A 22686-nucleotide genomic window follows, 5' to 3' on the forward strand; every position below is an offset into this window, starting at 1 on the left:
CCTGCCGCCCCGGCCGTCGTTGATCTTGGGCAGTGAGGGAGTGGGCATGCAGGGTGTGATCTCGCTTCGGCCGCATCAGGTCGAGGCCGTGGACGCGATCATCGAAGGCCTCGCGCTCCCCGTGAACGGCTCCGTGCCGGCGCAGGGGCGGCGCGGCCAGGTCCACATGTCCACCGGTTCAGGCAAGACCATCACGGCGGCCGTCGCCGCGCTGCGCATGGTTCCCCGGGGCATGGTCGGCGTCCTGGTCCCGACCCTCGATCTCCTGACCCAGACCGTGGAAGCCTGGCGGGCTGTCGGGCATAAGGCCCCGGCGGTCGCGGTGTGCAGCCTCGGGGCCGATCCGCTCCTGGACGCACTCGACGTCCGGTGCACGACCAACCCCACCCAACTCGCCCTGTGGACCGCGCAGACCGGTCCCATGCTCGTGTTCGCGACGTACGCGAGCCTCTCCCCCCAAGGCCTCATCGACGACCAGGGCGACGAGGAGAACGGCGCGGCACCGGGTGTGCTGGAACGCGCGCTGCGCGGCTCGTACGGCCAGACCATGCGCCCCTTCGACCTCCTGGTCGTCGATGAGGCCCACAGAACTTCGGGTGATCTCGGTAAGGCGTGGGCCGCCGTGCACGACCAGGCGCGCATCCCTGCCGAGCGGCGGCTGTACATGACGGCCACCCCCCGCCTGTGGGAAGCCGCACCCGGAAGTGCCGGCGCGGACGAGACCGGCGGGCGCCTGGTCGCCTCGATGGACGACGTCAACCTGTACGGGCCGGTGCTGTTCGAGTTCGGGCTGATGGAAAGTGTCGAGCGCGGAATTTTGGCGCGGTTCGAGATCGATGTGCTGGAGATCCGCGACCCGCAGGCACCCGGGCCGGACGCGTCGCCGGAGGAGCGGCGGGGCCGGCGCCTCGCGGCGCTCCAGGAGGCGCTGCTCAAGCACGCGGACGAGTCAGGGGTCCGCTCGTTCATGACGTTCCACGCCCGGACCCTGGACGCCATGGCCTTTGCCCGCGCACTGCCGGAGACAGCGGCCGAGCTCCACGCGACCGACCCCGTCACCTATCCAGGGCGGGTCGGTGCGGAGTGGCTGTGCGGGGAGCACCCCGCCACACACCGCCGGGTCGTGCTGGACCGGTTCGCGGACGGCATCGACGAAGACGGATGGGTCACCGACCTCGGTGTCCTCTCCAGCTGCCGCGTGCTCGGTGAAGGCGTCGACATCCGCGGCAAGCGCGGCGTCGGGGCGGTCGTTTTCGCGGACACCCGCAGCTCGCCCGTAGAGATCGTCCAGATCATCGGCCGGGGCCTGCGCCAAGACCCCGGAGAGGGCAAGGTCTCCCGCATCATCGTGCCCGTCTTCCTGGAGCCGGGCGAGGACCCCTCCGACATGATGGCCTCCCCCAGTTACCGCAGCCTCGTCGCGGTCCTCCAAGGACTCCGGGCACATGACGACCGGGTCATCGAGCGCATGGCGCTGTCCACCACGACCGCCCGGGGACAGGCAACCTCCGTCGTCGCACTCGATCCCGTACGCGAGGAAGGCGACGACGACGTCCAGGAGGACGACACCGACCACGGCATCGAGGCGGCGGCCGGCACCGAGACCGGCACGGACGCGGAGACGGCGCAGGCAGCCGCACAGGACGGTACCGGCGGCGACGCGAGCGAGGAGGAACACCCGGGCGCCGGAGTGCCGCTGCTGCGATTCTCCTTCCCCCGCGACCCCGGGGACGTCGCGCTGTTCCTGCGCACCCGGGTCCTGCGTCCCGACTCCGAGGTCTGGCTCACCGGCTACAACGCCCTGCGCCACTGGGTGCGCGAGCACGGAAGTGCCGAAGTGCCGCTGGACGTGTCCGTGGAGCTCGGCGAGGACAGCATCACGTATGCACTGGGCGCATGGGTCAGCGAGCAGCGCCGCGCGTTCCGGCTCGGCACACTCAAGGCATGGCGGGCCGATCTCCTGAACGAGGTGGGCATGGTGTGGTCGGTCGCGGACGCCGGCTTCTGGCGCAACCTCACCGCGGCCCGCACCTACCACGCGGCGCACGGCACCCTCGCCGCGCCGAAGGAGGCGATGGTGGAGGGGGTGGCGGTTGGTCAGTGGCTGGCCAATCTCCGCAAGGCCGGCGGGCTCGGCAAGGACCAGGAGCGAGCGGCGGAGCGCCGGGCCGCACTGGAAGCCATCGACCCGGACTGGCGCCCCCAGTGGTCGATCGAGTGGCAGCGCCACTACGCCACCGCGCGCGCCCTGCTCTCCGAGGAAGGCGGGCTGACCGAAGTCCTGCCGGGCGTTCTCGTCCATGGCTGCGACGTCGGCACCTGGATCAACCGCCAGCGCCAGCACACCGTGTGGGAGAACCTGTTGCCCGAGCAGCAGCAGCGGCTCCGAGGTCTCGGGCTGGCACCCCTGCCCGCCGCACCGGCCAAGAAGACGGCTCCGGCGGCGGGGGCGTTCGAGCGAGGCGTCCTCGCCCTGGAGCAGTACAAGAACCGCACCGGAACCGTGACCGTCCCAAGGGCCCACATCGAAACCGTGGTCGTCGACGGCCAGGAGCACCCCGTGAAACTGGGGGTATTTCTCACGAACTCCAAGACCCGCAGGGCCAAGCTCACCGCCGACAAACTCGCCCAGCTCGCCGCACTCGGACTCGACTGGACGACCTGACCCCACGACGACGGCGCCCGCCCCCGGATCCTCCGGGGCGGGCGTCGCACTCGTTTCGCTGTCCGTGGGAGTCTCGGTAGGACGCAGGCCGCTCCCATGTCCGGTGATTCTCCATGTGAGCGACGCAGTTCGAGGCGCCCTTCGGGAGGACCCGAACCTCGAACGAGTCCCTGCCAACCCATGTTCTGGGCCACTTCGGCCTGGGCTGCGGCGATCTCTTCACCCGTGGACTCGTTGATGTCCACCTCCTCCAGGCGTGCCAGCAGGTCGGCGCGAGCCTGATTCTGAGCCGGTTGCGTGAACGGTACGGTGTTCAGGTCGGTGCTCATCCCACCCGAACCCTGCGGGCGAGTCGCTGACCCGGCCCGCGCAACGCGGAGGCGCGACCCATCCGCCACCCGGAAGCCGCAGCTGCTTGCTTCCTCACCCTCAGTGGAAGCCCAGTGATGGAAGCAGTAGCACAATGTTGCTTCCGGGCCGCCCATGGGATCGCACCCCCCTGCGCAGCACACCGGGAAACTCGGCACCGCAGCACACCTCATCAGGAATGCGCGGGTGAGCGACGATCGCTCCAGCCGCCTGCGCCGCCTCGCGACCCCCATAACCGGCCGCCAGGCATCTCGTTACCGCTGTCCCTACCGCCCGGCACGGTAGGTGGGGCTGCTCGGGGCTACGGCACGGGGACGCCTTACGCGGCCGGGGTGAGTTCGGCGCGGCCGAACAGCAGCGCGTAGCCGGTGGGGAGCTGGTGGAGGATGCGGGTGATAAGGTCGGGACCGGCGTGCGCGGCGACGGCTGCGAAGACGGAGCCGGTGTCCCACCGGGTCGTGGCCAGGGAGGCGCCGGAGCGGGCGGCGAGGTCCTTCACGAAGGCCCATCCGGTCAGCGGCCGGGTGTCGGGGAGCTGGGTGGTCAGAACACGGGCGGCCTCCAGGGGCAGGCAGGCGGCCAGGTCGACGCGTTCGTCGCCGGTCAGCTGGCGCCCCAGCCCTGAAAGGACCAGGCGGACGGCCTCCTCTGCCCTCTCGCGGGTGGGGTAGGCGCCTTCGTAGCGGACCTTCTCCAGCATCTGCTCGTACGCCGTCCCGTACGGCTGCTGGTGCTCAAGCGGTGTGCGCACGTCGGTGATCACTGCGGTGCATGCCTTTCGTGGCCGGGGTCGGATGGCGCCGGTGGGTGGCGCCGACATGTGGGTCAGGTGGTGGGCTGGGGTCGGCCGAAGAGGAGGTCGTAGCCGACGGGGAGCTGGAGCAGGATCTGTGCCAGCAGGTCGTCGCCGGCTGTGTCGGCGGCGGTGGACAGCACTGCGCTCACGTCCCACGTCGCGGTCTGCTCGGTGGCGCCCTCGATCCACGCGGCGGTCGCGCGGACGAACCGCTCCGAGGACAAAGGTTCGGCGCTCCGGAGCGGATTGAGAAGGATGTAGGCGAAGCTCTCCGGCAGGCGGGACGCCAGCTGGGAGCGGACGTTGCCGACCAGGTGCGGAGGGCGGAGTGAGGGGAGGTCCCCTCCCGTCCTCCGCACACGTCCGGCCAGTCTCAGCCGGAGATCTCCTTGCGGCCGGAGCCGACGCCGATGGAGATCTTGCGGGGCTTGGCGCGCTCGGCGATCGGAATGCGCAGGATGAGCACGCCCGCGTCGTAGTCGGCCTGGATGTGCTCGGTGTCAAGGGTGTCGGCGAGCATGATCTGGCGGGAGAAGACGCCCAGCGGCCGCTCGGACAGCTCCATCTGCACGTCGTCGGCCTTCGACACCGGCCGCCGCTCGGCCTTGACGGTGAGCATGTTCCGCTCGACGTCGATGTCAATTGCCTCCGCGGTGACGCCGGGCAGGTCGAAGGCCACCACGTACTCGTCGCCCTCGCGATAGGCGTCCATCGGCATCGCCGACGGCTTCGACCAGGTTCCCGGGCCCATCAGCTGTTGCGCCAGCCGGTCCAGCTCACGGAAGGGGTCAGTGCGCATCAACATCGTGAAAACACCTCCAGCAGGTTCAGGCAGTTACTGCCAATGCGCCTCACTGACACCGTTGTAGCATGTCATCCAATGGATGACAAACATGGTGTCGTCAGTCTGACGACCTTCCTAGGGAGGTGCCCGTGACACCGGCCGACCAGCCGTCCCCACCCAGCACCGACGCCCCCAGCCCGGCGTCGTTCCTCGCCGCCGCGGCGGCCCTTCACGCCATCGACAACGCCCTGCGCGAAGCCCAGCACACGACCCCGAACGCCCCTGCCCCCGGTCCGGAGCAGGCCCTGGCCTCCTTGTCGCTGCTGCGGCAGGTACGCGAGCAGCTCGCCGGATGGGAGACGGGCTTGATCGAAACGGCCCGTGACGCAGGCGCCAGCTGGGCCGACCTCGCCAACCCCCTCGGCGTCGCCAGCCGCCAGGCCGCCGAACGCCGCTACCTGCGCGGCCGCCCCGGCCCCGCCGGGACCACCGGCGAGCAACGCGTGACGGCCACCCGCCAGGCCAGGGCCGCCGACCGCAGTACCGCCGCTTGGGCTCGCCGCAACGCAGCCGACCTACGCCGTCTCGCGGGCCAGATCACCGCACTCACCGACCTTCCCCCTGCCGCCCGCCGCCCGCTCCGCAAGCTCCACGCGGCCCTCGCCCAGGACGACCCCGCCGACCTCATCGCTCCCCTGACTGCCGCCCGCCCGTACCTGGCCGCCGCGCACCCGGACCTCACCGCCCGGCTCGACACCCTCACATCCTCCTGAACCGTCTGCGGCACCGCCACAGCAGCCCGGTCCACACCCCTTCACGACAGGCCAGTTGGCCTGCGGGGTGGTGGTACGCCGGCAGGAGCTCCCACAGGGACGCGGTCCGCCTGCCCAGGTGGCCAGGGTGTGCCGGTCAACCAGGTGCAGGCGCTGGGACGTGGCGAAGTCCTGGGCAGGCCTGGTGAAGCGGCCGTTGGTGACCAGGACGATGACGTCGCCCTTGGGTACGGGGCGTCCGGTGCCATTGAGGACATGCAGATCCGGCGTACCGACAGCTGCTCCGGCAAGTCCGGCGCGGCGGTGTTTGCACTGGATGACCAGGAGCGGCCGAAGGGGTCGGTGGCCTTGACGTCAGCTCCGTTGCCGCCGGCGCCGCCGCCCTGTACGGCGTCACGGCAGCCGTCGCGAAGCAGCAGATCCGGCATCGCGTGCTCGAACTGGCGGTGATGCGACAGGTCCAGACGCGCCATCGGATTCCGCTGGGTCCTTGTCTGAGCCTGTTGTTTCCGCTCCCCCTGCACACGGAGCCGGAACCAGAGGAAAGCTCCGGCCCCTGCCGCCAGCAGAACGAGAGGGAGAACCCAGGGGCGGGCGGCGAGCCAGTCCATCAACCCGGATACCAGCCACACGATGACGATGACACCGACGAGAACTTCGCCGCCGGTGTAGGCCTGCCTGCGCTTCCGTGAACGGGGCCGGCGTCGTGGAGCGGGTCGGTGGGCGGTCATCGGCTGCTCCGTTCCCAGGGGATCGGATACGTCACCGTGGACCGAGGCACCGGCCGCGCCGGAGCCTTCCGCGTCTCCGGGAACTCGATCGGATAGGAGACGGCCGGCTGAGGCCTCGACCTGGTCGTCGCCTCCTGCTTTCCGGGAAACTTGAGCGGATACACCGATGTCGATGTCGATGTCGAACGGGGCGTCTCCCCCGGATCGTCGGCCGAGCTCGAAGGATTACCGAGCACGACCACCGCCAGCCCGACCATGACCACGATGGACATCTCCCGGCGACCGCCCGCAGCCCACCGGGAATGGGCCTTCACTCTCGTCCCGTCCCTGCGCACGTACTGCGGCTCTTCGGCATGCCCTCGCGCGGTATCGCCTCACCGTCAGACGCGAGCCGATCAAGCTGACTATTCCGGAGGCCCGCGGCGATCCTGGTGGCATGACGGAACGTGCCCAGGGCTCGTGACGCGCATGGAGTGTGAAGACGACGACGCTGCGCGGCGAGCAGACGAGAGGTGAACGACGTTGTGTCGGGGTACATCGAGCGTGGCAGCATAGGTGACCAGCTGGAAGCCTTTGGCGGTTCGGACATGATCTTGTGGTGAGACCTGTCCTACCAGGGTTTCGCGCCCTCCCCTGAGCGGAGGGTCGCCGTCTGTACACGAGAGGTCTCCGTGGGCATCGAACTGGGTTCCGCAGTCGTCCTGATCACCGGCTCATGGCGGCGGGGAAGTCCACCGTGGCGGAATTGCTGGCCGGGCAACTGCCCCGTGCCGCCCACGTGCGCGGCGACGCATTCCGACGGATGGTGGTGTCCGGCCGGGAGGAAGTGCTGCGGGAAGAGACCGCCGAGGCCAGAGCCCAACTGGAACTGCGCTACCGCCTGTCCGCGCTGGTGGCAGACGAGTACGCGGACCACGGTTGGACCGCGGTCGTGCAGGACATCGTCCTGGGGGAAGACTTGGACGGGTATGTCGCGAGGGTGCGTACACGGCCCTTGTATGTTGTCGTGCTGGCTCCTTCCACGGCAACCGTGCAGAGCAGAGAAGCTCAGCGCTCGAAGACCGGATATGGAGCCGCTTGGACGGTCGACGCCCTGGACCGAACTCTACGTCAGGAGACGCCGCGTATCGGGCTCTGGCTGGACACGTCGGAGCAAACGCCGATCCAGACCGTCTCATCGATTCTCGACAACCTCTCCGCCGCCCGAGTACAGGCCGACTGACCGGGGCTGACTGGGTCCCATTTCACGGAAGAAACCAACCTCAGTTGCTACGCCATTGCTTGGAGCGGCCGGATGGGCGGTGGAGCGACGGGATGCAGTTCAAAACGGTATAGCCAGTTCGCTGCCACATTCGGAGCCCTAGGAATTGCCTTTTCTGTTTTCATGATTTCTTCGGGAAACAGCAGAGGATAGACACTCAGAGCGCGTCTCACGTGGTGATTTTTTCAGCCGAAGCACGCCAATTGTCACATAGGCAGGCTTGTTGTCACCGACGGTACTGTGGATGGCTGTCGATGGGCGTAGCTCTCGCTTTGGAAAGCTCGCGAGGCAGGCCGTGAGCTGCTCTGACTCCACCCGCGCCCGGGCCGCAGCCCCAGTTCTTCGATCAACGACACAATCGGCACTGTTCCCCCGACCGTCACAGCCCCCGCATGAGCTTGAGTCGCCGGTCGTGGTCGGCGCGTGGCACAGGTCATGGGACCGGGTGGATACCGCTCGCTACGGCTCGCCTCATGGTCGTGGTGTCAGCGCGGGGCTCGCTGGTCGTAGTCGCGCTGGCGTGCTTGGATCTCGGAAGCGTTCGCCACGGTCCAGTCGTAGAGGTGGGCGAACGGCTCGCGCAGGGATTCGCCGAGCGAGGTCAGCGAGTATTCGACGCCGACCGGCGAGGTCGGCAGCACGCGGCGCTCGACCATCCCGTTGCGCTCGAGCCGGCGCAGGGTCTGCGTGAGGACACGTTGCGTGACGCCGTCGAGACGGCGCTTGATCTCGTTGAACCGGCGTGGTTCGACCAGGACTGCCATCACCATCATCGACCACTTGTCGGCGATCTGATCAAGGATGGGCCGGCTCGGACAGTCGGCCCGAAACACCACGTCGTGCTCGGCGATGGCCCGGTAGACGGCCTCAGAAGTGGCCATGGCGGTATCCTCCACGATCCCTGGGATGCCTGAAGTTCCTTATTGACGCAGGTCACAGACGGTTTCACTGTAGGTATGCAACAGGAACCAGAATCCTGCCAGGTACCTAGGGGAAAAGCCATGGGCAACGACGCCTACCAGACCTTGCGCGTCAGCCGGAAGGATGCAGTCATACACGTCACGATCGACAACCCGCCGATCAACGTCCTCAGCGTCGCGGTCATGACCGACCTGCGGCGCCTGCTCACCACGCTGGCCGGCGACGACACCGTACGCGTGATCGTGTTCGACAGCGCGGACCCGGACTTCTTCCTCGCCCACGTCGACATGACCGCCACCCCGGATGCCCTCGCCGGACTCATGGCCGGCCTGCCGGGCGGCGTCAACGTCTTCCAGGCCGTCGGGGAGCAGCTACGCCGCCAACCTCAGGTGACCATCGTCAAGCTCGCCGGCAAGGCGCGCGGCGGCGGAGCCGAGTTCGTCGTAGCCGCGGACATGGCGTTCGCAGCGACAGGCACGGCCGGGCTCGGCCAGATCGAAGCTCTCATGGGCATCGTCCCTGGCGGTGGCGCCACGCAGTACCTCACCGAGCGCGTCGGGCGTAACCGCGCCTTGGAGATCGTGCTCGGCGCCGACCTGATGGATGCCGAGACCGCCGAGCGGTACGGCTGGGTCAACCGAGCCGTCCCCGCCGACCAGCTCGACGAGTTCGTCAACCGCCTCGCCGGTAACATCGCCGCGCTGCCCGACGGCGTTGTCGCGGCAGCCAAGCATGCCATCGTTCCCCGCGATCATTCTGATGGCCTGGCGCGGGAGAACGCCGCCTGGGCCGGGCTCGTATTCCGACCCGCCACAGCACAGCTCATGGACGCCGGGCTGGCCAACGACGCCCAGACTCGGGACGGCGAACAGGACCTCGAGAGTCTGTTCCGCCATCTCGCCGGGTAGCGGAACCCGTCTCGCCCTCTGCGCCAGCCCGTAGGGCTGGTGGTCGGCTTTGCGGAGCTAGGGTGGCGAGCCGGGCGTCGACCGCCTGCCTGGCGGCCCGTTCGGCGGCGGTGCGGCACCATTCTGGTGACAGAAGGACTGCTGAATGAGCGCCTGTGACGAGTCGGATGCCTCGTTGGTGACAACCAGGCTGCTTCGGCCGGCCAGGACCTTGCAGTGCAGCCGCCGCCACAGGCCGTCCTCGGCCCAGGCAGCGAACCGGCGATGCGCCGTTGCGGGTGACACGCCGAACGTCTCCGGCAGATGCCGCCAAGCACACCCGCAGGTCAGCACTCACACCACGGCCGTGAATATCGCTCATTCGTCGACCGGTGCGGTCCCGCCACTCTGCGGACGCGGAGCAAATGACGGCAGCAACGGCTGGACCAGCTCCCACAGTTCGTCAGGCACCAGCCGCTGTGACAGATGAACACTCACAAGCCGACATCATGCCGCATCGATCAAGGCCACGCGAGACACGCTCTTATAAGAATTCTCGGGTGTATTTGTGCGGTGGGCTATTTTTTCATCCGGGGGGAAAGAATGGGCAAGCCTGACCACACCCGCTGAGCCAGCCGGCCGCGCACATCGGTCTACATCAGGCGTTTTACGAACCTGGAACACCGCCCTGGGGACCAGACCGGCAATGCTCTGCCGCCACTGAGGACGAATCGAGAACTCGGCCCTTCTCCAGATCGCTGATGGCACCGGAGTGTGGGGTGGCGTCGGGCATGGCTACGCCTCGGGGCCAGCCGTACCGGCGTTCTGCTCCTGTGCCACCGCGTCGTCCTGATCGCCCACTTCCTCCGACGATACGAGGACCGGCCCACCATGCCATTGAGATGATTCCCGGCTACGAAACATTGCCGGAGTCAGGAAAGTCCGTACGCCGACGCCCAGGACCGATCCCCCGAGCGAGCTACATGTTTTTGTCCTCTCTGGGGTGACGCGCGCCACCGGTGCTCTCTTGTTGACTCGAAGCGTCAACAAGACGGCCGGACAAGGCCGACCAGCCCAGTAGTTGAGGACAACACCATGACCGCCACACGCCGTTCCGCGCAGCACGGTTTCTCCAGAGGCCGTCGCATCGCCGCAGCTCTGCTGGTTTCCACGCTGGGAGGAACCACACTGGTCGCGTGTGGTTCCGACGCCAGGGACGCACAGCCGGCCGAGGTCTCCGGCCAGAGCGTCGGCGAGACCGCGGGCGACACCAAGATCATTTGGGGCACGTGCCCGGACCTGGCCGAGGGACGAACCCGCGATCCCAACCTGGCCTGCGGGACGTTGGAGGTGCCACTCGACTACCAGAACCAGAGCCGTACGAAGATCGACCTGGCGGTCTCGCGGCTGTCCACCGCAAAGCCCGGGAAACGGCACGGCGTTCTTCTGCTGAACCCCGGCGGGCCGGCCCTGGGCGGTCTCGGTATGCCCGAGACCATGGCGTCCATACTGCCGAAGTCCGTGCTGGACCGCTACGACCTGATCGGTTTCGACCCGCGCGGCGTCGAACACAGCACCCCACAGAGTTGCGGTCTGCAGGACCCCAGCGTGTCCGGGTTCTTCCCCTATCCTGCCGCGGACGGCTCGATCACCAAAAATGTGGCTCTCGCCAAAGCCAACGCCAAGCAGTGCGCCGACACGGTGGGCAAGAACCTGGGGTACTACAACACCGCCAACACAGCCCGCGACATGGACCGCATCCGCCAGGCGCTCGGTGAGAAGCAGATCTCCTACTGGGGCCAGTCCTACGGCACCTACCTCGGCACCGTCTACCGCTCCCTCTTCCGGGACCGCACCGACCGGATGGTCCTGGAAGGCAACGTCGACCCCACCAAGGTATGGGCCAACCAGGTGTCGGACACCTGGGGCAAGGGCATGGCTGACCGGTTCCCCGATGCCGCCCGCGTCGCTGCGGCACAGGCCGACACCCTCAAGCTGGGCACGAACGTCGCGCAGGTCACCGACACTTACCTCGCCCTCGCCGACCAGCTCGACCGCACGCCCGCGGTGGTTCCCGGCGCATCGGTGTCGTTGGACGGAGCGCTGCTGCGGAACATGACCTACGCCCTGCTCCTGCACAACAACACCCTTCCTGTGCTCGCCAAGTTCTGGAAGGCCGCCGACGACCTGGCCCATGGCAGCACCACGGCCGCCGACATCGCGGTCCTCAAGGAGGTGTTCACCGCCGCACCGATGGCCCCGGGCATCCCCGCGGACAACCAGGCCACCATGTTCATGGCTCTCACCTGCGGCGACGCCGAATGGCCACACGACGTCGCCGGCTACGCCGCCCGCACCGCAGCCGACCGCGAGAAGTGGCCGCTCACCGCGGGCATGCCCGCCAACATCTGGGCATGCGCCTACTGGGACAAGCCCGCTGAGGCCACCGTCAAGATCGTGAAGGGCGGCCCGCGTAACACTCTGATCCTGCAGAACCGCCGGGACAATGCCACCCCGTGGGAAGGCGGCGTCGGGCTGCACAAGTCGCTCCGCGACGGCTCTGCCCTCGTCGGCGTGGACAACGGCGGGCACTCCGTCTACGGCGCGGGCTCAGCCTGTGCCGACAAGGCCACCGTCGGCTTCCTGGTCACCGGCCATCTGCCGGGCAAGGACGTCTACTGCACCGACGTCACCCGGAAGTAACCCGCCGGAACGCGGGCCGGGTGCCTTGGGTGTCGAGAGTCGGGCGCGCGTTGCCCCTGAGTCGCCACGCGGCCCCGGAGCAGCCCCTGGGGGAGCGGGAGGCGGCGCCCCTTCGCGTCGGTGCTCCAGTGGTGGCCCGCGGCACAGTCCGCTCGTAGCTCCCGCTTTCCGGCAGGACGTCGCCCGGGTGCCACCACGACCGTTCCTCGCTCGTGGTCCCCGTGTACGACGCCTCGTGACGGGGCGCGACTCAGCCCTCGTCCGCTACCGCCGACCACCATCCATCCGGCTCGACGCGCTGACGACGGCACCGAGCACCTGGTGGACAACACCCGCTACGACCCGCCCGCCTGGCGGGAAACCTGCGGCCGTTCGTCGATGTCCCACGCGATCAACGGCGGATCGATGGACCGGATGTCCATCGGGCTCAATCCGTTCCTGTCGAAGATGCGGATGCTGGACAAGGACGCGTACTGGGGGCGATCCGGGCAATGACTGGTTTCCGGGCCGCGACACGTCCAAGGCCGAGGTGAAGCGCGAGATGCAGAAGTAGGAGTTGGCTTCCGGGCCGCCCGCCCGGGTGGCGGGAGCGGCTGATCGCCGCTCCCGCCACCCGGGCTTCTCTCTGCCCGACAGTGCCCTACGGATGCAACGGGTGCCATGCGACCTCGTCGAGGAACACGTTGCGGGGTTCTCCCACAGCAGGCAGTCCGGGCCAGGCCCTGGCTGACGGGTGGAACAGGAAGATCGCCGTGAAGGCGATGGTGCTCACCGACGATGACGGTTCCGCAGGCCGACCGAGCCCGAGAGTCGGGCGGACATCACCCATACTCACCAGTTGGATGAAGTCGCACGAGCTAGAGCTGTCATGACCCTGGCGGAATGAGCAGTCCGCCCTCACAATGCGGGTGGGAGCGCTCCCATATATCGATGACCGCTCTCCACAACCACCGCCCCTGTCGACGAAAGGCCTTCCCGGTGAATGCCTCACCACTCTCCGCACGGCCCGTGCGCATCCGCCCCCGGCGCGGAAGACGCGTGTTCGGGATGTCAGCCGCCGCCTTACTGTTCGCGGTGGCTCCGGCGGTGCCCGGCGCGGCCGGTGCCCTGGCGGCCGAGCCCGGCCCCGAACAGATCACCAACGGCGACTTCTCCGCCGGTACCGCCCCCTGGTGGTGGACGGCGAACGCGCCGGCGGCCGTGTCGGACGGCCGGCTGTGCGCGGAGGTACCCGCCGGCACGGCCAACGCCTGGGACGTCATCGTCGGCCAGAACGATGTCCCGATCGTCGCGGGCGAGAGCTACGAACTCTCCTACACGGCCAGTTCGACTGTCCCCCTGACCGTCCAGACGCGGGTCCAGGAGGCGGCGGAGCCTTACACCACGGTGCTCGCCACCGCGGACCCGGTGAGTACGGAGGTCACGCAGGTGACCCGTACGTTCACTGCCTCGGTGGACCTGCCCGCCGCGTCGGTGCAGCTGCAGATCGGCGGTGGTGAGCGGGCGACCCGGTTCTGTCTGGACGACGTGTCGTTGCGGGGCGGGGCCGAACCGCCCGTCTACGTACCGGACACCGGCTCGCCGGTACGTGTCAACCAGGTCGGGTACCTGCCCCACGGCCCCAAGAGCGGCACCGTGGTCACCGACGCCGACGCGCCGCTGACGTGGACGGTGAAGACAGGTGACGGCTCGACCGCCGCCACCGGTACGACCGTTCCGCACGGCGAGGACCCGAGCTCACGTCAGCGGGTCCACACCTTCGACTTCGACGGCGTCACCACGGCGGGCGACGGCTACACCGTGGAGGTCGACGGTGAGGTGAGCGAGCCGTTCTCTATCCGCGGCGACCTGTACGACGGACTGCGCTCCGACGCGCTGGCGTACTTCTACCACAACCGCAGTGGCACGCCCATCGAGGCGGACCTAGTCGGTGAGGAGTACGCGCGCCCGGCCGGACACATCGGCGTCGCACCCAACAAGGGCGACACGGACGTTCCCTGCAGGGCGGGGGAATGCGACTACCGCCTGGACGTGTCGGGCGGCTGGTACGACGCGGGCGACCACGGCAAGTACGTGGTCAACGGCGGCATCTCGGTGGCCCAGTTGATGTCCACCTACGAGCGCACCCTGACCGCCCCGAACGCCGAGTCGGCGGAGCTCGGCGACGGTGAGCTGCGGGTTCCCGAGCGCGACAACGGGGTGCCGGACATCCTGGACGAGGCGCGCTGGGAGATGGACTTCCTGATCAGGATGCAGGTCCCGGCCGGCGAGCCGCTGGCGGGGATGGCGCACCACAAGATGCACGACGCCGAGTGGACCGGGCTGCCCATGAAGCCGCATCTCGACCCCCAGCAGCGCGAGTTGCATCCCCCGTCGACGGCGGCCACGCTGAACCTCGCCGCCACGGCCGCCCAGTGCGCCCGGCTCTACGCCCCCTTCGACGAGGACTTCGCGGACCGCTGCCTGCGGGCCGCCGAGACCGCGTGGGCCGCGGCGGAACAGCACCCGGACCTGCTCGCCGACCCGGCCGACGGCATCGGCGGCGGCGCGTACAGCGACAACGACGTGTCGGACGAGTTCTACTGGGCGGCCGCCGAGCTGTTCACCACGACGGGCAAGGACACCTACCGCCAGGCGGTGCTCTCCTCCGGCCTGCACGGTGACACGGACGCGGTCTTCCCGGCCGGCGGCGGCATCTCGTGGGGGTCCACCGGCGGACTGGGTGTGCTCACCCTGGCCACCGTGCCGAGCGGTCTGACGTCGGCGCAGCTCGGCGAGGTCCGTTCGGTGGTCACGGCGGCCGCCGACCGCTACGCCGCGCAGTCCGGCGCGCAGGTGTACGGCCTTCCGTACGACCCCGAGGGTGAGGACTACGTCTGGGGATCCAACAGTCAGGTTTTGAACAACATGACCGTGCTGGCCACGGCCCACGACCTGACCGGTGACGCCGTCTACCAGGACGCCGTGCTGCGGGGCGCCGACTACCTGCTCGGCCGCAACCCCCTCAACCAGTCCTACGTCACCGGCTACGGCGAGCGGGACTCCCGGAACCAGCACCACCGTTTCTGGGCGCATCAGAATGATCCCGCTCTGCCCCACCCGGCACCCGGTTCCGTCGCCGGTGGGCCCAACCTGACCGCGGGGGCGTCCGGTGATCCCGTGGCGGCGGAGAAGCTGAGCGGCTGTGCTCCGGCCATGTGCTACGTCGACGACATCGGTTCCTGGGCGACCAACGAGATCACCATCAACTGGAACGCGCCGCTGGCCTTCATCGCCTCCTACCTGGACGACGCGGGCGACGGGCAGGCCGATCTGGCCCGTACGTGCGAGGTCGCGTACTCCTCGCACCCGTGGAGCAGCGGGTCGACGGTGACGGTCCGTGTGAAGAACACAGGCCAGGAGCCGGTTTCACCGTGGTCGCTGACGTGGCTGTTGTCCGGGGATCAGCGTCTGAGCCACACGTGGAGCGCGGAGTTCGAACAGTCCGGCCGGACGGTCAGTGCCAGGCCGCTTCCGTGGAACCGGGTCCTGGCTCCGGGCGAATCGGTCGACTTCGGCTTCAACACCTCGGCCGCGGGCCCGGCGCCGGATCCGGGGTCGTTCAAGCTGAACGGCCGGGCCTGCAGGTCTGACTGATCGCGACGCAGGTCGGTGAGAGCCCGGGTGCGGTCGTCCTTGGCGGGACGCCGCTCCCGGGCCGGTGCCCTGGGGACGGGTGCTGTTCGGCGTTGTCCGTCCCCGACCTCTCGCTGCGCGCGGTGGACAGGGTCGTGGATCTGGTCTTCACCTGGCCGGTCGACTCGCCGGACCGGGTCTCAACCCGTCCGTGGCCCCTGCCCGACGAGAACGGTCGTCCACATGATCAGCACGTACGAGGACGAACTCCTGGGCGGTCCCTTCTACGAGCAGGTCTCCCCCGGGCTGCGCCGGTCCATGCCCACCCATCCGTTCGCGAAGGTCCGCCGCTGGGGGGGGCGGTGAGTGGGCGTCGCTGTCCGCGGACGTGCGGGCCGCTCTCCTGACGGGCCCCCGACGGCAAGGTCCTGGAGACGGCTCAGCGGCGGGCGCGCCTTGAGGACCCGGCGTGGGTGGAGAGTGCGCTCCCTGACCGTCCAGGCGATGATCGCCGTGAACCCCACTCTCCCTGCCGACGTGGTGGTCCTCCTGGCCGCCGACCTGGATCCGGAGATTCGGGGGCTGATCGCTCAGCGCGCAGACCTCGGGTCCGCCGGGTGCCGCGCACTCGTCGCCGAGCGGGGCCCGGAGGTGCGCACACAGGTCGCGTACCGCGCGGACCTGGGGCCGTCCGAGCGCCGCAGGCTCATGGCGACCCCCATCCCGACGTCCGGCTGGCCGTGTCCCTCCGCCCCGCGCTGAGTGAGGCGGAACGAGACCGGATCGACTACCAGGCCCCCATGGACGGTCACCTCGTCTTGCGGCATGCGGGCGAGGTGCCACGGGATTCCGACGCCGTCCGCCGGAACGCGCTCTCCAGCCATCCGCTGCTGCGGCGGAAGGCGGCCGGCGACCGTCTGCTGCCACCGGATCTCGTCGCGCGCCTGGCCGCCGACGACGACGTCGGCGTACGGGTCCTGCTGGGCCGGAACCATCCGGACGCCCCGCGGACTTCTGCTGCGCAGCTTCCTCGAGTACACCGGGCCCGAGCGCGGTCGTCTCACCACCCGGCCGGACTTCCCGACCGACGGACTGGACTGGTCGCCTTCGCCGAGCGCGAGGATCCTCAGGTCCGGGCCTTGGCCGTACGCGCCCCCTCGACGGAGCCGGCAGCAGTGGAGCGGCTCACGAGGGACCCGGAACATGCCGTGAGGGCTGCGGCGACGCACCACCCGAACCTTCCGCCGTCCCGGTCGGCAGCGCTCCTGCACGACGAGGAGTTCGCCCACGATGCGGCTGCGAACGGGGCGCTGGACCTGGACACGGTGCGTCGGCTGTCGGACACGGGCGGCCGACAGGTGAGGTCGCCGGCGTAGGGGAGACCGCCGGGTGACTCCCGCTCCGCGAGTACCGAGGGACGCTCGCCAGGGGCAGGCCGGTGAGCGATGGGCTGGTGTGCGGTGCCGACGGAAGCGGGTAACGTATTTGTCATGTTCTTCCAGACGCCGATTCACGAGTGAGCGCGTGATGAGCCCCTGCTGACGTCCTTCGACGTCGTCGCCCGTCCCCCACCGATGAATCCGTAGATCACTTCACATCATTACCGGGAGAACCCATGACCGTGAGCAAGAACATCAACAACCCCGTGGGAATGGGCGGCGGCCAGCGCAAGCGGCTGTCGCGCGCCGAACGGCAGAACAACGGTCCGCACCGCAACCTCGATCGCCGAAGTGCTGCCGACCAGAAGGCGGAGCTGGTGCGCAAGATGCGCGAGAAGACAGGCGCAGCGGAGGGTGCCGGACAGGCGGACGGCGGCACCGCCCAGAGCTGACGTACCGCAGCCGCACGGGCAGGGCCGGGACCGCGATGCGCGGTCCCGGCCCTGCTGCTGTATCGGGCGGGGCGGTTCACTCATTCCTGTCCGGCCGTCCGGGGTGACGGCCCGGTCGGCACAGCTTCGAACACGCCGAAGAGGGTTGGCGTCGGCGCATCGCCAAGTCGGTACACCAGGGCGTTCTCCACCCGCATGACCTCACGTCCTCGGGGGCAGTTGCCAGATCTGGTCGATCGTCTCGCCGGTCAGGACCTCCCGTGGGTCTCCCGCTCCCCGCAGCCGCCCGTCCTGGAGCAGCAGGAGATGGCCTGCGGATCTGGCCACCTCGAGGTCATGGGTCGCCTGGACCACCGTCACTCCTTCCGCTGTCACCTCGGCCAGCACATCGGCGATGAGCCGCTGGGCCGTGGCGTCGAGTCCGGTCGTGGGCTCGTCGAGCAGGAGTAGATCCGCCTCCTGGGCCAGTCCCTGCGCGACGAGCGCGCGCTGGCGCTGGCCGCCCGACAGTTCTCCCAGCTGTCGATGGGCGAGGGCGCCGATGCCGAGCCTGTCCATGCTCGCCTCGACGGTGTCCCGGTCCCTTCGTGTCAGCCTTCGCCACGGGCCGCGACTGCTCCACCTCCCCATCGCCACCGCGTCCCGCACCGTCAGTGGCAGTACATCGGCCGCCGCGCTGCGCTGCGTCACAAACGCCACGCGCCTGTCCGTGCGGTGCTCCACCTCGCCTGCTGTTACCTGGATCACTCCGGCGATCACCCCGAGCAGCGTGGACTTGCCCGAGCCGTTCGGTCCGACCACGGCCGTTGTCGTCAACGCCGGTATGTCCAAGGTGAGTTGGTCGAGCACTGCACGGTTCGGGTATCCGGCCGACACGCCGGCGAGTCCTACCTGTCGCTGCATCTTCCGAGCCTCTTCCGGTCACTTCTTTGTAGTGATAATCATTTTCATTGTAGTGTCCGGCAGCATGGAATGGTTGATGGGCCCCTTCGAGGTGACCTTTGTCCAACGGGCCCTGTGGGGCGGCGTACTCGTGTCGTCGATCTGCGCCCTGGCCGGTACGTGGGTCGTTCTGCGCGGTATGGCGTTCTTCGGGGACGCGATGTCGCACGGCATGCTTCCGGGGATCGCGCTCGCCTCGCTGCTGGGAGGCAACCTGCTCGTCGGCGCCGCCGTGAGCGCGGCCGTCATGGCGCTCGGCGTCAGCGCCGTCGGCCGTTCACCCCGGCTGTCCCAGGACACCAGCATCGGCCTGCTCTTCGTGGGGATGCTGTCGCTGGGCGTGATCATCGTCTCGCGCTCCGAGTCGTTCGCGGTCGACCTGACCGGCTTCCTCTTCGGCGATGTGCTCGCCGTGCGTCCGGCGGACCTGGCCTACCTCGGAGGCGCGCTGGTCATCGCGCTGGTGGTCTCCGTGCTCGGCTACCGGCCGTTCGTCGCGCTGGCGTTCGACGAGCGCAAGGCGCACACGCTGGGACTCCGGCCGCGACTCGCGCAGGCGGCCCTGCTGGCCCTGCTCACCCTCGCCGTCGTCGCGTCGTTCCACGTGGTGGGGACCCTGCTGGTCTTCGGCCTGCTGATCGCGCCGCCGGCGGCGATGCTGCCGTGGGCACGCCGGATCCCGGTGATCATGGCCGGTGCCGCCTGCCTCGGGGCGAGCGCGACGTTCTTCGGCCTGTTGCTCTCATGGCACCTGCGCACGGCTGCGGGGGCGAGCATCGCCGCCACGGCGGTCGTCCAGTTCCTGATCTCCACCGCGGTCTCCGGCCTTCACCGCCGGTGGTCACGGTCCACTCCCCCGGCCTCCACGACCGACCGCCCGCACATGGAATACGGACATCCGTCATGACACGCAGGAAAACCCGACCCGCCGCAGCTCTCTTCTGCGCCGTCCTCGTCAGCTCCGGGCTGCTCGTCGGCTGCCAGAGCGGCGGCGACGCGAAGTCGCCCTCGAAGGCCTCCGCCTCCGCGGCGAAACCCCACGGGTACGTCGAGGGAGCCGAAGAGGCCTCCGAACAGCAGTCACGGCTCGTTCTCGCAGACGCGGGCACGGGGGCGGTCAAGGTCCTGGACCTGACCACCGAGGACATCACAGCACTCGAGGACAGAGAAGGCGTACAAGGCGTGCGCTCCGACGGGAGGTTCGCCTATCTGAGCTCGGGGGGCAGCACACACGTCGTCGACACCGGTGCCTGGACGGTTGATCACGGCGACCACGTCCACTACTACCGTGCCGCGATCCGCGATGTCGCGGGGACCGTCGCGGCGACGGCCACCGCCCGTGTCCACAGCGATCAGGCCGTCACGGCGGTCTCCTCGACCGGGGGCGGCACCCTGCTGCTCGACCGCAAAAAGCTGGAGGGAGGCACCGTCCCCCGTGGCAGCGAGCTGACCGGTGCGGGCAGCGGGGCGGCCGTCCCCTTCAAGGAACATCTGCTGGTCGCCTCGGCCGGCGCCGGGGAGGAATCCGTCGAGGTGCGCGACCGCGACGGTTCGCGGGTCACCACGCTGAAGGAGCCGTGTGCCCAGGCCCGAGGCGAGGCGGTCACCCGTCGGGGAGTGGTGTTCGGCTGCGCCGACGGCGCGTTGCTGGTCAGCGAGCGCAAGGGCGTGTTCGACGCGGAGAAGATCCCGTACGGCACAGCGGTCAAGGCTTCGGATCGGGCGGTCGAGTTCCGCCACCGTGCGGGCAGCACCACGCTCGCGGCCAGGTCGGGCGATGACGCCGCCTGGGTCCTCGACGTCACCGACCGCTCCTGGACACGCATTGCCACCGGCCCGGTCGTGGCCGCCAACACCGCGGGAGAGGGCTCTCCGTTGCTCGCGCTCGGCAAGGACGGTGCGCTCACCGCGTACGACATCGACACCGGGAAGAGGCTCACCCGTAGGGCACTCCTCCCGGAGGGGGCCGGGTCAGCGGTCATCGAGGTCGACACCACCCGGGCGTACGTCAACGATGCCGCGGCACGGAAGGTCTACGAGATCGACTACAACGACCGGCTCCGGCTCGCCCGGACGTTCCCGCTCGACTTCGCCCCGACATACATGGTGGAGACCGGCCGATGAGCACAGGTTCAGCGACCGCGCGCCTCCTTGTGGCCTCCCTGGCCGGCGTACTGCTCCTCGGGATGAGCGGCTGCTCGGGAGGTGGACAGGACCGCCCCTCGGTGGTCGTCACCACGAACATCCTCGGTGACATCACCCGCAACGTCGTCGGCGACGAGGCCGAGGTGACCGTGCTGATGCAGGCCGGCGCCGATCCTCACTCGTTCGGTGTCTCGGCCCAGCAGGCGGCGTCCATCGAACAGGCCGATCTGGTCGTCCACAACGGTCTCGGCCTGGAGGAGAACGTCCTGCGCCATGTGGAGGCTGCCGAGGAGGCCGGCGTCTCCACCCTTGCGGTGGGGGAATCCGTCGACCCGATCGCCTACACGGCGGGCGAGTCGGCCGACGAGGCGGACCCGCACTTCTGGACCGATCCCGAGCGGGTCCGCGAAGCCGTCGGGCTCATCGCGGACCAGGTCACCGAGCACGTACGGGGCGTCGACAGCGCCGTCGTCGGGAAGAACGCGGACGCCTACGCCGCGCAGCTCACCGGACTGACGGGGTGGATGCGCGGACAGTTCGACCACATCCCGCCGCGGCATCGCCAGTTGGTGACCAACCACCATGTCTTCGGATATCTGGCGCAGCGTTTCGGCTTCCGGATCGTGGGTGCGGTGATCCCGAGCGGGACCACGCTCGCCTCGCCGAGCGCCTCCGACCTCAAGTCCCTTGCCACGGCGATCGAGACGGCCGGTGTGAAGGCGATCTTCGCGGACTCGTCGCAGCCCGACCGGCTGGCCCAGGTACTGAAACGCGAGAGCGGCATCGAGGTCGATGTCGTGCCGCTGTTCTCCGAATCCCTCACCGCTGAGGGAAAGGGGGCGGCCACCTACCTGGAGATGATGCGCGCCAATACCAGGGCCATATCCACGGGCCTGGGAGCCGAATAGCCACCTGTCGCCGTTCGTACGCGACAGCTGAAAAGAGGAAATCCACATGATGAAGCATGCAGTACGCCCGAGGGCAGTGGCTGCCGTCAGCGCCCTTCTCGGCGTCTCCGTCGCGCTCACCGCTTGCGGGAGCGGCAACGAGGAGTCCGCTGCCAGGACGACGGGCAAGGCGTCGGGTTCACCGGCAGCCCAGGTCGCGGAACCGATCGTCGCGACGTACGACGGGGGTCTGTACGTCCTGGACGGCAAGACGCTGAAGCTCGCCGAGGACATACCGCTGGAGGGGTTCAACCGGGTCAACCCGGCGGGCGACGACCGCCATGTGATGGTCTCGACCGCGACCGGCTTCCGGGTACTGGACGCGGCGGGGCGCAAGCTCACCGATGTCGAGTTCGAAGGCAGCAAGCCGGGCCACGTCGTCCGGCACGCGGGCAGGACGATCCTTTTCGCAGACGGTACCGGCGTGGTCACGGTCTTCGATCCCGAGGACCTGGGCGGGACGAAGCCGAAGGCCGAGACGTACACCTCCGCCGCCCCGCACCACGGTGTCGCCATCCAACTGGCCGACGGCAGGCTGGTGACCACGCTCGGCACGGAGGAGAAGCGTGTCGGCATCGCCGTGTTGGACAAGGACCGCAAGGAGATCACCCGCAGCGAGGAGTGCCCAGGTGTCCATGGAGAGGCGGCCGCGCAGGGCGAGGCGGTCGTCATCGGTTGCGAGGACGGTGTCCTGGTCTACAGGGACGGCGCCATCAAGAAGGTGAAGAGCCCCGCGGAGTACGGTCGGATCGGCAACCAGGCCGGGTCCGAGCAGTCGCCCGTGGTCCTCGGGGACTACAAGACGGACAAGGACGCCGAGCTGGAGCGCCCGGAGCAGGTGTCCCTCATCGACACGGAAACGGGCAGGATGCGGCTCGTCGACATCGGTACGAGCTACACCTTCCGTTCGCTGGCACGGGGTCCGCACGGTGAGGCGCTCGTCCTGGGGACCGACGGCAGGATCCATGTCATCGACCCGGAGACCGGCAAGGTGACCAAGAAGATCTCCGTCCTGAACCCGTGGCAGGAGCCGCTGGACTGGCAGCAGTCCAGGCCGGCGCTGTTCGTGCGCGATCACACGGCGTACGTCACGGACCCGTCGAGCAGGAAGCTGCTGGCCGTCGACATCGAGTCGGGCAAGCAACTGGCCGAGACGGAACTGCCGAAGGCCCCCAACGAGCTGAGCGGCGTCAAGGGGCACTGACTCCCTTCCGGCCTGTGAGGAGCGCGTTCCCGCCCGGCGGCGGGGACGCGCTCCGGTGCGCGCAGCGGACCAGGCAGAGCGTGGCCGAAACCTGGTCGCCGGTGGATTCCGT

Annotated in this window: 21 protein-coding genes and 2 pseudogenes; 15 read left to right on the plus strand and 8 right to left on the minus strand. The window is 69.0% G+C overall.

Annotation, left to right across the window (positions count from 1 at the left end):
* Positions 1 to 46 precede the first annotated feature (46 nt).
* Positions 47 to 2665, plus strand: a complete 2619-nt coding sequence (locus tag ACZ32T_RS22525; RefSeq protein ID WP_467368619.1) for a helicase associated domain-containing protein — start codon at positions 47 to 49, stop codon at positions 2663 to 2665.
* A gap of 688 nt (positions 2666 to 3353) precedes the next feature.
* On the opposite strand, the gene ACZ32T_RS22530 is transcribed toward ACZ32T_RS22525, so the two are convergent.
* The 3 genes from ACZ32T_RS22530 to ACZ32T_RS22540 all read right to left on the minus strand — a co-directional run bounded on the left by ACZ32T_RS22530 (position 3354) and on the right by ACZ32T_RS22540 (position 4635).
* Positions 3354 to 3797: a DUF2267 domain-containing protein gene (locus tag ACZ32T_RS22530; RefSeq protein ID WP_467272003.1), complete on the minus strand. Its 444-nt coding sequence runs from the start codon at positions 3795 to 3797 to the stop codon at positions 3354 to 3356.
* Between the two features lie 62 nt (positions 3798 to 3859).
* Entirely contained in the window at positions 3860 to 4207 is a 348-nt protein-coding gene (locus ACZ32T_RS22535; RefSeq protein WP_467369018.1) for a DUF2267 domain-containing protein, read from the minus strand.
* A complete protein-coding gene (locus ACZ32T_RS22540) occupies positions 4204 to 4635 on the minus strand; it encodes an Hsp20/alpha crystallin family protein (RefSeq protein ID WP_467272007.1) in 432 nt (143 codons plus the stop codon). Before ACZ32T_RS22540 ends, ACZ32T_RS22535 begins: the two co-directional genes overlap by 4 nt.
* A gap of 128 nt (positions 4636 to 4763) precedes the next feature.
* Here ACZ32T_RS22540 and ACZ32T_RS22545 point away from each other — a divergent pair, with 128 nt between their 5' ends.
* On the plus strand, positions 4764 to 5387 hold the full coding sequence (locus tag ACZ32T_RS22545; RefSeq protein ID WP_467272009.1) for a type III effector protein: 624 nt from the start codon (positions 4764 to 4766) through the stop codon (positions 5385 to 5387).
* A 41-nt stretch (positions 5388 to 5428) separates the two neighbouring features.
* Here ACZ32T_RS22545 and ACZ32T_RS22550 read toward each other — a convergent pair.
* Positions 5429 to 6118, minus strand: a pseudogene (locus tag ACZ32T_RS22550) (restriction endonuclease).
* Between the two features lie 671 nt (positions 6119 to 6789).
* On the opposite strand from ACZ32T_RS22550, the pseudogene ACZ32T_RS22555 reads away from it, so the two are divergent.
* Positions 6790 to 7340 (plus strand): annotated as a pseudogene (locus ACZ32T_RS22555) (AAA family ATPase).
* Between the two features lie 524 nt (positions 7341 to 7864).
* On the opposite strand, the gene ACZ32T_RS22560 reads toward ACZ32T_RS22555, so the two are convergent.
* Positions 7865 to 8260, minus strand: a complete 396-nt coding sequence (locus ACZ32T_RS22560) for a winged helix-turn-helix transcriptional regulator (RefSeq protein ID WP_311578434.1) — start codon at positions 8258 to 8260, stop codon at positions 7865 to 7867.
* A gap of 120 nt (positions 8261 to 8380) precedes the next feature.
* Between ACZ32T_RS22560 and ACZ32T_RS22565 the strand changes: the two genes are divergently transcribed.
* Positions 8381 to 9208 carry an enoyl-CoA hydratase/isomerase family protein gene (locus tag ACZ32T_RS22565; RefSeq protein ID WP_467368622.1) on the plus strand — a complete coding sequence of 276 codons (828 nt, stop codon included), beginning with the start codon at positions 8381 to 8383 and terminating at the stop codon, positions 9206 to 9208.
* Between the two features lie 57 nt (positions 9209 to 9265).
* Here the strand turns inward: ACZ32T_RS22565 and ACZ32T_RS22570 are convergent, their stop codons facing one another.
* On the minus strand, positions 9266 to 9541 hold the full coding sequence (locus tag ACZ32T_RS22570) for a transposase (RefSeq protein WP_467368624.1): 276 nt from the start codon (positions 9539 to 9541) through the stop codon (positions 9266 to 9268).
* A 741-nt stretch (positions 9542 to 10282) separates the two neighbouring features.
* On the opposite strand from ACZ32T_RS22570, the gene ACZ32T_RS22575 reads away from it, so the two are divergent.
* Positions 10283 to 11890, plus strand: coding sequence for an alpha/beta hydrolase (locus ACZ32T_RS22575; protein ID WP_467368626.1), 1608 nt, complete (start codon positions 10283 to 10285; stop codon positions 11888 to 11890).
* Positions 11891 to 12211: 321 nt separating this feature from the next.
* Positions 12212 to 12385, plus strand: coding sequence for a hypothetical protein (locus ACZ32T_RS22580; RefSeq protein WP_467368628.1), 174 nt, complete (start codon positions 12212 to 12214; stop codon positions 12383 to 12385).
* A gap of 145 nt (positions 12386 to 12530) precedes the next feature.
* Here ACZ32T_RS22580 and ACZ32T_RS22585 read toward each other — a convergent pair whose 3' ends face one another.
* The gene (locus ACZ32T_RS22585) at positions 12531 to 12662 is read right to left on the minus strand and encodes a hypothetical protein (RefSeq protein ID WP_467368630.1); all 132 of its coding nucleotides are present in this window, start codon (positions 12660 to 12662) and stop codon (positions 12531 to 12533) included.
* Positions 12663 to 12937: 275 nt separating this feature from the next.
* Between ACZ32T_RS22585 and ACZ32T_RS22590 the strand changes: the two genes are divergently transcribed.
* The 5 genes from ACZ32T_RS22590 (at position 12938) to ACZ32T_RS22610 (ending at position 17336) form a co-directional block, all read left to right on the plus strand.
* Positions 12938 to 15526 carry a glycoside hydrolase family 9 protein gene (locus tag ACZ32T_RS22590; protein WP_467368632.1) on the plus strand — a complete coding sequence of 863 codons (2589 nt, stop codon included), beginning with the start codon at positions 12938 to 12940 and terminating at the stop codon, positions 15524 to 15526.
* Positions 15527 to 15748: 222 nt separating this feature from the next.
* Positions 15749 to 15871 (plus strand): hypothetical protein, encoded by a 123-nt coding sequence (locus ACZ32T_RS22595; protein WP_467368634.1) that lies wholly within the window; start codon positions 15749 to 15751, stop codon positions 15869 to 15871.
* A 138-nt stretch (positions 15872 to 16009) separates the two neighbouring features.
* The gene (locus tag ACZ32T_RS22600) at positions 16010 to 16267 is read left to right on the plus strand and encodes a hypothetical protein (protein ID WP_467368636.1); all 258 of its coding nucleotides are present in this window, start codon (positions 16010 to 16012) and stop codon (positions 16265 to 16267) included.
* Between the two features lie 38 nt (positions 16268 to 16305).
* Positions 16306 to 16881 (plus strand): hypothetical protein, encoded by a 576-nt coding sequence (locus tag ACZ32T_RS22605; RefSeq protein ID WP_467368638.1) that lies wholly within the window; start codon positions 16306 to 16308, stop codon positions 16879 to 16881.
* 239 nt (positions 16882 to 17120) lie between these two features.
* Positions 17121 to 17336: a DUF6243 family protein gene (locus ACZ32T_RS22610; protein WP_467269228.1), complete on the plus strand. Its 216-nt coding sequence runs from the start codon at positions 17121 to 17123 to the stop codon at positions 17334 to 17336.
* A 201-nt stretch (positions 17337 to 17537) separates the two neighbouring features.
* On the opposite strand, the gene aztA is transcribed toward ACZ32T_RS22610, so the two are convergent.
* Positions 17538 to 18239, minus strand: coding sequence for a zinc ABC transporter ATP-binding protein AztA (aztA, locus tag ACZ32T_RS22615; protein ID WP_467269226.1), 702 nt, complete (start codon positions 18237 to 18239; stop codon positions 17538 to 17540).
* A gap of 64 nt (positions 18240 to 18303) precedes the next feature.
* Between aztA and aztB the strand changes: the two genes are divergently transcribed.
* Genes aztB through aztD form a run of 4 tightly spaced genes read left to right on the plus strand, consistent with a single transcriptional unit; the run spans position 18304 to position 22574 of the window.
* Positions 18304 to 19185 carry a zinc ABC transporter permease AztB gene (gene aztB / locus ACZ32T_RS22620; RefSeq protein WP_467368640.1) on the plus strand — a complete coding sequence of 294 codons (882 nt, stop codon included), beginning with the start codon at positions 18304 to 18306 and terminating at the stop codon, positions 19183 to 19185.
* Positions 19182 to 20402, plus strand: a complete 1221-nt coding sequence (locus ACZ32T_RS22625; protein WP_467269222.1) for a hypothetical protein — start codon at positions 19182 to 19184, stop codon at positions 20400 to 20402. Before aztB ends, ACZ32T_RS22625 begins: the two co-directional genes overlap by 4 nt.
* Complete coding sequence (aztC, locus tag ACZ32T_RS22630) at positions 20399 to 21331, plus strand: zinc ABC transporter substrate-binding protein AztC (RefSeq protein WP_467269220.1); 933 nt, start codon at positions 20399 to 20401, stop codon at positions 21329 to 21331. The genes ACZ32T_RS22625 and aztC overlap by 4 nt, the downstream gene beginning before the upstream one ends.
* Positions 21332 to 21380: 49 nt before the next feature.
* Positions 21381 to 22574 (plus strand): zinc metallochaperone AztD, encoded by a 1194-nt coding sequence (gene aztD / locus ACZ32T_RS22635; RefSeq protein WP_467369020.1) that lies wholly within the window; start codon positions 21381 to 21383, stop codon positions 22572 to 22574.
* Positions 22575 to 22686: the final 112 nt, after the last annotated feature.

The sequence above is a fragment of the Streptomyces sp. NPDC023573 genome, assembly GCF_055559735.1.